The organism is Calothrix sp. NIES-2098 (genome assembly GCF_963875125.1).
GTDB lineage: Bacteria > Cyanobacteriota > Cyanobacteriia > Cyanobacteriales > Nostocaceae > Aulosira.
This window is the reverse complement of the sequence record NZ_CAWNKJ010000001.1, coordinates 250080-264060: the sequence shown is the minus strand read 5'-3', so window position 1 is coordinate 264060 and position 13981 is coordinate 250080. Positions and strand designations below refer to the sequence as shown.

Sequence of the window (13981 nt, the reverse complement as noted above, 5' to 3'; positions counted from 1 at the left end):
AGGACAAATAAATGGCTGACAACTGACAACTGACAAAGGACAACGACCCAGTAGAACTATGCCAGATTTATCTTTGCTGCTAGCTTGCACACAATGTTCCAAAATCTCTCAAACACCTGCTAATTCTTGCCAAGAAATTCGTGCTGATGATAAAACTCCAGTAACATCCGATCCAAGTGCTTGTGTTAGTCAACCAGAAAGCATGGAGTTAGCACTTTCATCACCTATCGCTCGTGAAGATTCGCGAAGCGAGCGTAAAATCGACTCAACGGTGGCGCAAGCCCAATCCCAAAATCAACCGTTTTTACAACAAAAGAGCGATTATCAGAAAAATTATGTTGATGCTGTTGAATATCGCCCTTTTCATCTGGAAATGCTTCTACCTACGGGCGGATTTTTATTCTTGTTTGCCGTTGGAGGAATATTTTTAATCTGGAAGCGGTTCCCACAAGCCCAGCGTCAATGGCAACTGCTTCTACAAGGAGATGTAGGTGTTTTCGGTGGTTCCGGACTGACTTTACCTGAGGAGAAAGAGGAATTCGATCAGCCTGTCATCCTCAAACAATCTCGTGCTTGGTCTCATGCTATTGTCTGGAGCATAGTTGGAGTCACAACTTTTGCAGTCATCTGGGCTTGTAATGCCAAGATTGACGAATCTGTTGCCGTGCAAGGTAAACTCGAACCGAAAGGTTTTGTGAAAGAAGTTCAAGCACCAGTTGGCGGGGTAATTGCCCAAATTCACGTGCAGGAAGGGCAAAGAGTCAAAAAAGGCGATTTGTTAGTTAGCTTCGATCGCACCACCAGTCAGGCGAAATTAGCTTCTTTGCAAGCAGTTCGCGCCAGCTTAATGGCAGAAAATGAGTTTTACAAAACGCAGATGCGATCGCTCACAGCTAATTCTAGTCCCAAGCAGTTACAGAATTTACCCGAATTAGCAGCGCTAACAGAAAATCGTGCAGCATTGGTGCAGGAAAATCAACTGTTTCAGGCAGAATTAAACGAAGGGCAGGGAATACGCGACTTAAATCCAAGATTTCGCCAACGCTTACTAACTAGGCAATTAGAAAGAGAGTCTCGCATTGAGTCAGTCAGGTTGGATAGAGAACAGTTAACTCGGCAGCTAAATCAGGTGCAAGTCCAACTGATTAACGCTAGAAGTAGTCTGAAGACAAATTTAGAGATTGCCAATAACTTAGAAACTCTCGTGCAAAAGGGAGCATTTGCGCGCTTACCTTATCTAGAACGAAGACAAGCAGCAGATGCTAGCCAAGCTGAGGTAAACCGCTTGGTGCAAGAAGAAGAACGTTTAAGATTAGCGATCGCCCAAGGACAAAAGAAATTACAAAATGCGATCGCCCTTTCTAAAGAAGAATTACTTAGCAAAATCGCCGATAACGAAAAGCGCATCACTGAAATAGATAGTCAACTTACCAAAGTTATTGTCGAAAACAATAAAAAAATCCAAGAAATTAACAGTCAAATCAGCGAACTCCAGTTAAATATGAAATACCAAGAACTGCGAGCTGCAAATGATGGTATTGTTTTTGATTTAAAGCCTCGTAGTCCGGGATACGTTTATAACAGCAGCGAATCTATTCTCAAAATTGTGCCTCCAGAAAATTTAGTTGCACAAGTTTTCATCACCAATAATGATATTGGCTTTGTCAAAGCGGGAATGCCTGTTGATGTCAGACTTGATTCTTTTCCTTACACTGAATTTAGCGATATTAAAGGAGAATTAATTCGTGTCGGTTCTGATGCTTTACCACCCGATCAAACCCATCAATACTATCGTTTCCCAGCAGAAATTCGGCTAACAAAGCAATCAATGAATATTAATGGTGCAGAAGTACCACTACAATCTGGAATGTCTTTAAGTGCTAATATTAACGTTCGCAAACGCACTGTTATAAGTATCTTCACAGATAAGTTTTTAGGGAAGATGGAAAGTCTTAAATATACTCGTTAGCATTTTTTGAGCGTAATTTGTCCTGAGAGCAAGTAGGGGTTTCGCATTGCGAAACCCCTAGGAAAAATATAATTTTTTAATCATAGACATACAATATTTCCTCTTAATGCATAATTCCTACAAATAAGAGTCCTATACTAAAATTAGCAAGCATAATACCAATTCTCTATGAAGCTTTATTCTATGCATCTTCATAGAGAATCGGTATAAGTTGGTGCAATAATCATCACTTGTTTGTAGTCACGCTACTCTGCGAGAAGCTGCGTTGCGTTTATAGCGCTAAAGCGCAACTACGAGCAAAATACATAGATTTTACTTTTCCTTACATAGTTTGGTTTTTTCTCACCGACTTAGTTAATTCGTAATTACGAATTACAAATAACTACGAACTTATTCAAATTGCTAGACTAACTTTTTAATATCACCATAAGCGCGGTAAAAACCTCCACTAGCTGATTCGCGTATTTCTTGGACAAGATAACGCTGTCCTTCTTGGCGGATATCTTTAGGAAACTGTACTTTCCAGTTAGGGTTATATCCTAGCGAGACAACCCGCACCCTGAGTTTACTCCCTTCCCGGAAGCACTCAACAATTACTCCTTGGCTGGTATCTGTTGTAGTTTCCACCACTGCGGAAGGTGCTGCACCTTCTCCGGCTGGTGCTTTAATAATAGCTGCTTGCGGAATTGTACCCACTTGGGCGGCTTGGATAGCAGCTTCACTAGTATCTATACAAGCCAGAGAACCATCGGTGGTGACAATATAAATGCGATGCTCAAAAAATTGCATAGATAAAGCAGAACCGCAACCAGTTCCAAGTTTCCAAAGGCGTTCTCCTGATTTGTTGAAGCAGTAAATCGAAGAACTATTGTCACCAGCAAAAACATACTTTCCATCTAAGGCTGTAGCGCAAGAGTAGACAGCAGCATCACATTTGTAAACTGCGCCAGCCTCACCCTTCTTGCTAAAGCAGTAAATCTTTTGATCGCTTGCACCCGCATAAACAGCTGATGCTTCTTGCCAACCAAATAGTACACCGCCAGCAGTCTTTTGATGCCAAAGCATCCGACCTTCTTTGTTATCGTACATAGTCACGCCTTGACTATGACCGTGATAAACACCAACTTCGTCGCAACGTACCATCCAGCCAGAATCACCTTGACTTAAACGAGTCCATTGTGACTCATCATCATGATCGATGGTGGTGACACCACCGTTGGCATCGGAGACTGCTAATAAACCGTTTTTGATATCCAGCCAGAAAATATCAACATTTTCATCAATTTCATAGGCAATACGTGGTAATTTGCCTGTGAGGTCGTAGACGTTGCCGTTATCGCAGCCAGCATAAATCCAAATATCATCAGCAACTAAACATTTAACGCCATCGGGAAGCTTAAACTGATTGATAACTTGACCTTGGTGATTTAGCGCAAAAACTTGACCTGCTTGATTACCCACCCAACAGCGATTACTGTCAACAAAAATGCCAAAGGCGGCAGAATTAGAATTAAATTTCCACAAAATTGGCGCTTGTTGGGCTGTCGATTGGGTACTCGTAACTGCACGTCGGGTAACAGGACGCTTCTGGCGCACGCCCATAACGGCGTGTTCGTAACCTTTCGCCAGTTTTTCTTTGATCTTTTTGTTAGCGTCTGCTTTAGCTTTGTCTGGGGTGGGGTAAGTTTTAGTCTGGGTTTGTCCTGTGTCACCAATGCGACCATAGCGTATGGTCACTTGCGTATCTTTGACGATAACTTCATAAAATTTATGGGAGCCGCCACTAGCTTCTGAAAGCTCTAAGTATGTCTTTTCTTCAGTCATAATATTTTCTCGTTAAAACAAAATTTAAAAGTAACAATTCTTACTTTGTTCTAACTGCTACCTTGGTTAAATGTCGAATAATGGCGATCGCTTTGAATTACAATCCAGAGGTATCAGTATGTATTGCTGTATTAAAAGCGATCGTGGCATTGAGTATTGGTAGCATAAATTAACTGTAGCTTTTTTATAAAAACTTATATTCCTAGGCAAACAGCCTTGAATTTTCGCTGTTATTGGCTAAATTAAGCTTTACGTAACTTATACAGTCAAACTGTGCGTCTTTTTAACTCAGTAACTCTGGGTTTAAAAATGACACGCACTCACGAAGATTGCCTAGCTTACTTAGAAAAAATCCGCTGGAGTGGAACACCAAAATGCCCCTATTGCGAGTCAATTAATTCTACAGCAATCAAGCGAGAACGCAGGTATCATTGCAACACATGCTTTAATTCCTATAGCGTTACAGTTGGAACTCTCTTTCATAAAACTTATGTAGATTTACATAAGTGGTTTTTGGCGATTGAGCTTGTGATAAAGTCACCAAACACAATCACAGTACGCGCTCTAGCTTCCAAAATAGAGGTAAATAGAAATACAGCTTGCTATATGATTAATCGTATCCGTCGCGCCATGATTGAAGAGCAGAAACTATTGCAGAGTATTGTGGAGTGCGATCGCTTGTAAAGCAGAAGTAACTTTAGTTTTCAAAATGGCTTGAGATGTTTGATACTAATGTAAAATGCATCAAGCATCCCAAGTTTATTGTCATAATTTGAACGGCTCTCGGACTGATTTTCAAGTGTTATTGCAATTTCAGACTAATATTTCTGAAGTTTAACAATTACGTAGACTCATGCAAAAACATAATTATCGATTATTTTTTCACAAACATAATCTTATATTAATTTTCTTAATTTGTTTATCTTTATCCATCGGATATTTTTTAGGTACGCAAAGTCTTAATAAACCGCTTTATGCTCAAGAACCTTTAACTGCGATCGCTATCCCATCGACTAACAGTAAAATTAATACCCCACTCCCTCAAAGTTCAAATTCTCCTAAAGAGGATACCCAAGATGCTTTAGAGTTGATGAAAGAGTACAACAAGAGCCTTTTGGATACGATTTTTTTATCACTTGTAGGTACGGTAGTAACTATCTCACTAACTTTTTTTGGATATCAATGGTTCACAAGTGTTTTATCTCGTGAACAAGATAAAGAGGCTATTACAAGAAAATTACAAGATTGGCTAGAAAAAGAAGAATTAGTTAAAATTCAGAATAACTTACAGGAAAATTTGTGGACTGCAACAGAGGAAAAACTATATAGAATTGAGGTAAAGCTTAAATGGCTAGAATATCAAGTTTCTGTTCTATCTGCAGAACAGATAGATATACAACAGCAAGTTCAACAACCTTTTTATTTTAAAGAATACCAGACGTTTAATCAGCCAATTGCTTTGCAAGAACGTCTTAGAGCAATTCGGATTCTGCAAAATTTACAATATGATTATCAAGGAAGTGCAATTCTAGAGTGTTTAGAGGAAGAATTAGGAGCAATTAAATATATTTTTTATAGTTTAAACAATCATAGCTTAAATGCAAATCCAAATTTGAAGATACAATTAGAACAAATGAAAAATATATTACGAGAACTTCATAGTAACTATGATAGCGAACAAATGCAAGAGATTGAAGAGCGAATACATTTGTTAGAAAACTCTTAACAAGTTATGTATAGAGTGATTTAAGATCATGAGATTTAATAATTATAAAGTTTAGAATTATTTATTTAGCAGGTATGCAAGTATCTAGTTGCACATAACTTAAAAGATAGAATGCTGTATATGTTCATGTATTGATCTGTAAATCCCAAAGATATTTTTTAGTATTAAAATAAATAAAATATGATAATTATTAGTCAAGTATTATTTATAGTAATAGCCTTTGTTAGTGGTATTTTTGCTGCTTTGCTTGTGACAAAACATAAAGTTTTTTATTTAGATCAACAAACCTTGAATAAACACACAAATGAAATCACAAAAAATCCAAAACCAGAATTACTTCAAGGGTTAACACAGATTACAGACAGGGAAACAGAGCAATTACATAAAAAGTCACAGGATATTTTGGAAGAAGAAAAACGTATAAAACAAGATATTATTAATAGAAATCTGCCTAGAAAAATTCTCAGGTTTAGTAGAGATATTCACAGATTAGAAAACCAATTAGAACAAAGTAGACATAGAAAAAAACAAATAGAACATGAACTAGTAAATTTGAATTCCCAGAGTACGACATATCAATTACTAAGTGAAGAAATTAACAATCTTAGTAAAGAAATAGAAAAAATTGAATTGTCAACAAAAAAATTAAAAGAAATCCTGGCAAGCATTGAAATTTTTACAGGTGAACAATTTACCAGACCTAACCCTCAACTAGCAAAACGTATGCGTGATAGAAATCGGAAACCCTTAATTTCTCAATAGCTTAGTTTGTCCTTAGTATACTTAGACGAAGTATAGTAATTACGTGTGTTTTTTGATCAAAAATTTTCTTATGATTGAAGCTGAAGTTTAGGTGGGCATTGCCCACCCTACCTATATTTCAAAAATCAAATGGCTTAAACTTTTAGAGCAACTCCCGAAAACTATTTTTCAGGAATATCATCTATTCTTCGGAGTATAACATCATATTTTTCATACAAAAGTACTTTGTCTGAATACTCATTTTCTGCATTTATCTCTTTTTGTTTATCATTTTTTAATTCCTGAATAACTTGTTTGTGCTTTTCCGGATATTTAGATAGATGAGATTTTAATTCAAAAGCAAAATTTTCTAGTTTAGAATTATATTCACCGCCGAATTCTATTGAGGCAATAATTTCTTCTCGACATTGCTGAATGATTGCTTCACAATCTTCTGACATCCAACCCAAACTCCTGTTGCTATGTATGTATTCTGCTACAGCAGCATGACAGCTTTGCTGATCGTTGATTAGTTGAGATATCCAATCCTTAGAATCATTCAAATCGTCAAGCAGAGAGTTTACATCAAAACCATATTTTTTGAGGATTATCTGCGTTTCATAATCTTCAAAATGCTCTATGGCTTCATCAATAGAACTAAGTAAATTGTTCCTAGAAGCCTTGATTACTCCCTGCTGAACTAATACTTCTGTTTGCTGGGGCATAATTTTAAAACTGCTACAAAGAAAATGTATTGGGGAATAAAATTCAAAAAATTCCTACTAAATAGAATCTATAAATTTATACATAAACAATCACTTCCACTGTCTATGACAAATTTAAAAATATGTAAATTATGTGACATATAAAAAATAAAGTCTGAAGTAGGCGGATCACTACTAGCCTCTGCCCACTCAAAAAGTAAATAATATAGTTAGTTGTGTGAGTCCTAAACTGTGCGAGCGCCCCATCCTTTAAATAATTTTCAAATTCCCCTCAGTTTCCTGACATCCAAACTTTGACCCTTTCCCAGAACACTCAAATAGATGTAAACCAAGCTGCTGGGAAAGTTCTTCGCATACTTTAACCCCCCGCACGCTGTTACCCCGTTTATCCAAGGGTGGCGAAAATACAGCAATTCCCATCTGATGGGGGACAACAGCCATAATTCCGCCACAAACACCGCTTTTCGCAGGAATACCGACTTTATAAGCCCATTCGCCAGCAAAGTTATACATCCCGCAAGTGTACATTACGCTCAAAATGTCTTTAATGTAACTTTTCTTTACCGCTTGTTCCTGAGTAATAGGATTGATACCTTTGTTGGCTAAAGTCGCCGCCATGACTGCTAAGTCACGACAATTGACCATGACCGCACACTGCTGAAAGTATAGATCTAAGGACTCCTCAATGTTCTGGTCAATCATGCCAAAGTTGAGCATGAGATGCGCCATTGCACGGTTGCGATGTCCCGTGCTGCGTTCTGAGGTGAATACAGAAATATCAACGAATACATCATGACCGATGTATCGTTTAAACATATCCAGCATCCGGTTGAGGCGTTCGGTTGCACCCGCACCTTTGATTAAACTAGTGGTAGCGATCGCCCCGGCATTTACCATTGGGTTTAATGGTCGATTTGATTGTTCATCAAGGATAATGGCATTGAATGCATCTCCTGTCGGTTCTACGCCAACTCTGGTCAAAACATAATCTCTTCCATGATCCTCAAGTGCCAGTCCGTAGGCAAATACTTTAGAAATCGACTGAATGGTAAATAGTTGCTCAAAATCCCCAACTTCATAAATCTGACCATCTACAGTGACAATGCAGATGCTAAACAAGTCGGGATTTACCTTTGCCAATTCTGGAATGTAGTTTGCTACTGCACCATCTCTAAGTGACTTGTACCTGGAATGCAAGTCCTTGAGAACATCTAGATAAGGCAATGGAACTGTTTCTAAATCTCCTTGAGTGACCATGAGGCTTACAGCTTGCTCTAAAAAATCATACTCGTTCAATTACTGTAAGCAGAAATGTGATTCTATTTTCTCAGTTGGCAAATTAATCTACATATACTGATGACTTTTGTGCTATTAATCTTGATATATTTTCTCTACTTGTAAAAAATATTACATATTGTTAATTTAATTTTTATTCCTTAGTAATACTGTTGAAATCAGTAACTTATGTAACGCTTACAAGCGCAAGATTCATACAATAAATGTATTATTTTTTACATTATAGCTTTTCAACTAATTTATTTTATATTTCAGGCACTAAAGCTGTAACTCTTGCTACAAAATAGTTAAAATGAAATACAAAGCTTTGATAAAATGAGTCTTTATCAGTATATATTCGCAAGATTTAGTTTAACAAGTTATTATTTTTTTTAAATTTATATAGATAATTATTGGGCATATAAATTTACCAACAGTGTTAATATTAAGGGAAAAATTTGCAGTTGGCTGAGTCAATTTAAGACTGCGAAAATGTTAATTTTTCATAAGAAAAGCCCTACTTCCCAAAAAAAACGTTACACAGTTGAAATCCGCATTTGAGAAAGGTTTGAGGCTTGAAAACCGATTTAAAATTTGCTAAAGTTACCAAGACTTACGCTAAAACCCTGATCCCCAAGCTCAAAGGTTCGTGTTAGTCTGTTGCAGTTATGAACAAAAAGTGAAAGCGGAACGAGTTCAAGTTGTAGGGGTCGTCACTTTATTTCAGTGGTGCAAAATCCCACGAACCGTAAAACTTCTGTTCTACAGTCGCTTTAAAATCGGACGCATGAATCAAAGACATTTGTGGACTATTGTCGCCCTGTTTCTGACTGTTTTAGGGATGCCCTCAGTCGGTCGCACTCAAACTACCAAGGGAACTGCGCTAGCTTCCCAAGCATCACCAGCAGGTGATGTGGTTAAGGTAGGAGAGTATCAATCCCCAGCAGGGAAACCGACCTCTGATGTTGCGATCGCAGAAATTCATTCGCACAGCATTCAAGGTCGTCAGGCGGCAACCCTTTTTATCCGAAATATTCCTGTTCTTACCTTTTTGAGTTCTTTACCATCAGCTAGTGCTGATAGTAAGGTCGGCGTAATTGGAAATTCTGGGGGCGTGCAAATGTACGCCCCTATTGCTAACAACGCTACTAAGGTAGCCAGCATTGGAAATATCTCGGATGTAAGTAACCAAATTACTGCGGCTCAAAACGACCCAGTACAAAAAGCTGGTGTAATAGCAGCAAAAATTAACCAGTTGTATCGGGACAATGTAGACGCCAGCAAGATTAGTGTCAGTTGGAAGGGAGGCGGCGAAGCGAAAGTTGCCAATCAAGACCAAAATAAAGCCGCTTCCACCCAGCAAAAAGGCGATCGCTATACCATCAAGGTAAACGGCGAAGAACTGGTGGAAATCAACGAAAATACACGATTAGCAAATCCCACCAACGATCTGGCACAAGATGCATTGCAAGCCACTAATCGGATGCGCAGACTCATCGGCAATGCAGCCCCTGTTAAGGAGATTGCTAATTTACCAGTTCGTTCCCCATTATCGATACCAAAGTTGCCACAAGAAGTTGCCATTGGCCCGGTAAAAATTACACTCCGTGGTATAGCCTCTTGGTACGGTTATGATGGTTCTGACAGCCGTACTGCTAGCGGTAAGAGATTTCATCCAGAAGGAATGACTGCTGCCCATAGGAGCCTACCTTTTGGTACAAGAGTTCGTGTAACTAACACCCGCAATGGTCGTTCTGTAGTGGTGTCGATTACCGATCGCGGCCCGTACATTCGAGGTCGAATTCTTGACCTTTCTGCTGGCGCAGCTCGAATTTTAGGCATGATGGGTAGTGGCGTTGCACCCGTGAAGATTGAGGTTTTAGGCAGATAAACATAATCTTCATGGCTGACAACTTAAGGCTGAGGTATGAAATTACTTCATAATTCATCCTTAACACTTCTTTAGCCAATTTCCTATCCGCTTTCGACTCCCTACTCTTTAGTTTTCATTAGTTATCACTTAAATTCCCCTAGTTAAACATTTCTTCCCCCTATTTCAGATATAAACTAACGGGGGAGGGATCAAGAAAAACTAGGGGTATTTTGTGCGCCTGCTCACAACAGTCGCAGCTTTAAGCTGCTATTTAACTAAACGCCGCGCGGAAAACAAGTGTGCGGTTCTAGAAGACGTGGTACTAGATGAGATGACTAGCTGGGATCGAACGGCTGTCGGTCTAGTCCCCACAATGGGAGGATTACATGAAGGTCATTTAAGCTTGATTCAACGAGCTAGGCAAGAAAATTCTACGGTTATTGTCAGTATTTTCGTCAATCCGCTACAATTTTCGCCAAATGAAGATTTTCAACGCTACCCCCGGACTTTAGAGCTAGATATGCAACTTTGCGAACAAGCTGGGGTAGACCTAATTTTCGCGCCCACTCCGGAAGAAATGGGAGTTCCGCAGAAGAGTATACAAGAAGCGAAGGTTACACAAGTAATCCCTCCATCTGCTATGATAACAGGCTTGTGTGGTGGGACTCGGCAAGGGCACTTCCAAGGTGTGGCCACGATTGTGACCAAGCTTTTCAACTTGGTACAGCCTGACCGAGCCTACTTCGGGCAAAAGGATGGTCAGCAACTAGCAATTATTAAACGCTTGGTAGCTGATTTGAATTTTCCCGTAGAGATTGTTGCTTGTCCAACGGTGCGGGAAGCGTCTGGTCTAGCCTTAAGTTCTCGCAATCAATATTTGACTGCAACGGAAAAAGAACAGGCCGCGGTGTTATATCGCGGCTTGCAGCAAGCTGAGGCTATTTTCAAGTCAGGGGTTCGCGACAGCAAAGAGCTGATTGCGGCGGTACGGCAAGAAGTAGCAATGGTCAGTACTGTCTTAGTGGAATATATTGAATTGGTTGAGCCGACTACATTAATGTCTTTAGTACAAGTTCAGGAGGAAGGAATGCTCGCGATCGCAGCTCGTCTTGGTTCTACACGTTTGATTGACAATATTCTCTTGAGCGATCGCTTACCAATCATCGCTATTGATGGCCCAGCCGGCGCTGGAAAATCTACAGTAGCTCGTCAAGTAGCAGACAAGCTAGGTCTAGTGTATTTAGACACCGGATCTATGTATCGTGCTGTTACATGGCTGGTGCTGCAAAAGGGTATTGCCATTGATGATGAGTGTGCGATCGCTGAATTAGCCAATTCTTGTGAAATCCAACTAACTCCCAGTCAGGATTTACAATCTCCTGTGCAAGTTTGGATTAATAATACTAATGTCACTCAAGAAATTCGGACTCTTGAAGTCACATCTAACGTATCGGCGATCGCAGCCCAAAGCGCTGTACGTAAAGCTTTGGTAAAACAACAGCAAAGCTGGGGCAAAAGAGGTGGTTTAGTCGCTGAAGGCAGAGACATTGGCACCCATGTATTTCCTGATGCTGAAGTCAAAATCTTCTTAACAGCCTCAGTCAGCGAACGCGCGCGTCGCCGACAGCAAGACTTTAAAAAACAAAATCAACCTGAAGTGAGTCTTGAGCAGCTAGAACGAGATATTGCCGAACGTGACTGGAAAGATAGCACGCGCAAAGTTTCACCCTTACAAAAAGCAACAGATGCGATTGAAATTCAAACTGATGGTCTCAGCGTATCTGAAGTCACAGCCAAAATCGTTAGCTATTGCCAAGAGCAGTTATTGCAATGGTAATTTGAATAGTTTCCTATTAATGACAGACTGGATATACAGAGGTGAGCGATCTACCACTCACTCACCTCTCTGAAAATTTAAAAATTAAATAATTGACTGAAAATAAATTTGCAGCCAGCTTTTATGTATGTGAATAATAACTGATTGTGTAATTAATTCATCTAGCTAAAGACTGATTTTAAATAATTTAATTGCTCCTACCTGGGTTAGAAGTTTTGCAGGTATGGCATTTAGCTATATATATAATCAGAAATAAAATTTAAAATTTAGATAATTGACCAAACTATTCGCCTGCATCCGTCGCCTTCACCTAGGCAACTCATCGCTGCGACTACTATGACTAGCTAAAAAAACCTAAGTTAAGACTAGGTTAAAAGCTGGAGGCATAGATAAAATTTTCATGCTCCAAAATGAGATCGGCATACAGATCTGATGCAAATTAAGAAGGTTTTGAATTTGGCGAAAACTTGCCGAGATGCTTTCCTAAGTTAATAAAATTTTCTAGAGAAATTTTGCAATTCCCATAACGCTACTGGGGATTTAACTAATTTTAAAAATCCTGTGTTTTAATTTTCACTTTGGTAGTAAAATGACGATGTTAAGTTTTATGTTTCACTAAGAAGGTCATAAAACTTGTCAAAACGAAAGCTGTAATTTCCTAAGCTACTGAATAGCTTTAAACTGGAAAACGGTAAAGAGAGGATTTCACACAATGGCATTTCAACAGCCCCCCCTACCCTACGACTTTAATGCTCTAGAGCCGTATGGCATGAAAGGTGAGACTTTCGAGTATCACTATGGCAAGCACCACAAAGCTTATGTAGACAACCTTAACAAGCTAGTCGATGGTACAGAACTTGCTGATAAGTCACTAGAAGAAGTAATCAAAGCTTCTTTTAAAGATGCCTCTAAAGTTGGAATCTTTAACAATGCTGCTCAAGTTTGGAACCACACCTTCTTCTGGAATTCGCTGAAACCAGCAGGTGGCGGTCAACCTTCGGGCGAACTAGCCAATAAAATCGATCAAGCTTTTGGTAGCTTCGATAAATTTAAAGAAGAGTTCTCTAACGCCGCAGCAACTCAGTTTGGCAGTGGATGGGCTTGGCTGATTGATGATGGTGGTACTTTGAAAGTCATCAAGACACCAAATGCAGAGAACCCTCTAGCTCATGGACAAAAGGCATTATTAACCCTAGATGTTTGGGAACACGCCTACTACATTGATTACAGAAATGCCCGTCCTGCATTTATCAAAAACTTCCTCGATCAATTAGTTAACTGGGACTTTGCTGCTGAAAATTTAGCTAAAGCCTAACTGGCTGAAAAATAGCTAGTAAAGCCAGAAAAATTAATTGGGTTTATTAATCTTGCTAGCAGTCACAGATATTGCATCGTGGCTGCTTTTGATTTGCCGGAGAAATTAACACAGTAGTTCTGTTGAAGAAAAGTGGCCACTCGTGGCTGTCTCATGTATCTTAAAAAGTAATGGCATTGAAAATATAAATATTATGAATAGTAAACAGTTGGCTCAATACATGGAAGCAACCAATAGCATCTCGAAACCTTGGCTATTAGTGCAACTACGCCTCAAAAAACTTCAAGAACGTCGCGCCATGCTTTCGGACAATGAATACGACACCGAATTACAAGATATTCACGAAGATTTGATGAAGTTGGGAGAATGGTGGCGCGGTATTGAAGATGAGGTGTTTTAATTACTTAATCGTCAAGATATCCCAGAGTTAGCAGTGAGGCGTACTCTTGAGGGATGAGAGTACACCCTAGCTTAGCGAATTGCCCTTGCGATCGCATTTTGTTGTTTCATCTCTCACAGATCCTCCCTAGCTTACCTTGTTCAGGCTGGCCGGGGAGGATCGATTGTAATTAGGCAAAGGATGAGGGAGTGTGGGAAGTGTGGGAAGTGTGGGGGGTGTGGGGAGAAATGGCTAATAACTAATGAATAATGACCAATGACATTGGTTTACGCCAATTCGATATTTTTATAAAATAA

At 39.3% G+C, this 13981-nt stretch carries 11 protein-coding genes; 8 read left to right on the top strand and 3 right to left on the bottom strand.

Going from position 1 to position 13981, the window contains the following annotated elements:
• Nucleotides 1-58 precede the first annotated feature (58 nt).
• Complete coding sequence (locus AACU33_RS01035) at nt 59-1969, top strand: HlyD family efflux transporter periplasmic adaptor subunit (RefSeq protein ID WP_096586641.1); 1911 nt, start codon at nt 59-61, stop codon at nt 1967-1969.
• A gap of 402 nt (nt 1970-2371) precedes the next feature.
• Here the strand turns inward: AACU33_RS01035 and AACU33_RS01030 are convergent, their stop codons facing one another.
• Nucleotides 2372-3793 carry a WGR domain-containing protein gene (locus AACU33_RS01030; RefSeq protein WP_096586640.1) on the bottom strand — a complete coding sequence of 474 codons (1422 nt, stop codon included), beginning with the start codon at nt 3791-3793 and terminating at the stop codon, nt 2372-2374.
• 309 nt (nt 3794-4102) lie between these two features.
• Between AACU33_RS01030 and AACU33_RS01025 the strand changes: the two genes are divergently transcribed.
• The 3 genes from AACU33_RS01025 (at nt 4103) to AACU33_RS01015 (ending at nt 6281) form a co-directional block, all read left to right on the top strand.
• On the top strand, nt 4103-4477 hold the full coding sequence (locus AACU33_RS01025; protein WP_096586639.1) for a transposase: 375 nt from the start codon (nt 4103-4105) through the stop codon (nt 4475-4477).
• A gap of 169 nt (nt 4478-4646) precedes the next feature.
• On the top strand, nt 4647-5519 hold the full coding sequence (locus tag AACU33_RS01020) for a hypothetical protein (protein WP_096586638.1): 873 nt from the start codon (nt 4647-4649) through the stop codon (nt 5517-5519).
• A gap of 180 nt (nt 5520-5699) precedes the next feature.
• Nucleotides 5700-6281, top strand: a complete 582-nt coding sequence (locus tag AACU33_RS01015; protein WP_096586637.1) for a hypothetical protein — start codon at nt 5700-5702, stop codon at nt 6279-6281.
• A gap of 161 nt (nt 6282-6442) precedes the next feature.
• On the opposite strand, the gene AACU33_RS01010 is transcribed toward AACU33_RS01015, so the two are convergent.
• Nucleotides 6443-6985 carry a hypothetical protein gene (locus AACU33_RS01010; protein ID WP_096586636.1) on the bottom strand — a complete coding sequence of 181 codons (543 nt, stop codon included), beginning with the start codon at nt 6983-6985 and terminating at the stop codon, nt 6443-6445.
• A 249-nt stretch (nt 6986-7234) separates the two neighbouring features.
• The gene (glsA, locus tag AACU33_RS01005) at nt 7235-8242 is read right to left on the bottom strand and encodes a glutaminase A (protein ID WP_096595076.1); all 1008 of its coding nucleotides are present in this window, start codon (nt 8240-8242) and stop codon (nt 7235-7237) included.
• Between the two features lie 805 nt (nt 8243-9047).
• On the opposite strand from glsA, the gene AACU33_RS01000 reads away from it, so the two are divergent.
• The 4 genes from AACU33_RS01000 to AACU33_RS00985 all read left to right on the top strand — a co-directional run bounded on the left by AACU33_RS01000 (nt 9048) and on the right by AACU33_RS00985 (nt 13685).
• Complete coding sequence (locus tag AACU33_RS01000) at nt 9048-10151, top strand: septal ring lytic transglycosylase RlpA family protein (RefSeq protein WP_096586635.1); 1104 nt, start codon at nt 9048-9050, stop codon at nt 10149-10151.
• A gap of 214 nt (nt 10152-10365) precedes the next feature.
• Nucleotides 10366-11970, top strand: a complete 1605-nt coding sequence (locus tag AACU33_RS00995; protein ID WP_096586634.1) for a bifunctional pantoate--beta-alanine ligase/(d)CMP kinase — start codon at nt 10366-10368, stop codon at nt 11968-11970.
• A gap of 712 nt (nt 11971-12682) precedes the next feature.
• Nucleotides 12683-13285 (top strand): superoxide dismutase, encoded by a 603-nt coding sequence (locus AACU33_RS00990; RefSeq protein WP_096586633.1) that lies wholly within the window; start codon nt 12683-12685, stop codon nt 13283-13285.
• Nucleotides 13286-13478: 193 nt separating this feature from the next.
• Nucleotides 13479-13685: a hypothetical protein gene (locus AACU33_RS00985; RefSeq protein WP_096586632.1), complete on the top strand. Its 207-nt coding sequence runs from the start codon at nt 13479-13481 to the stop codon at nt 13683-13685.
• The last annotated feature ends 296 nt before the right edge of the window (nt 13686-13981 follow it).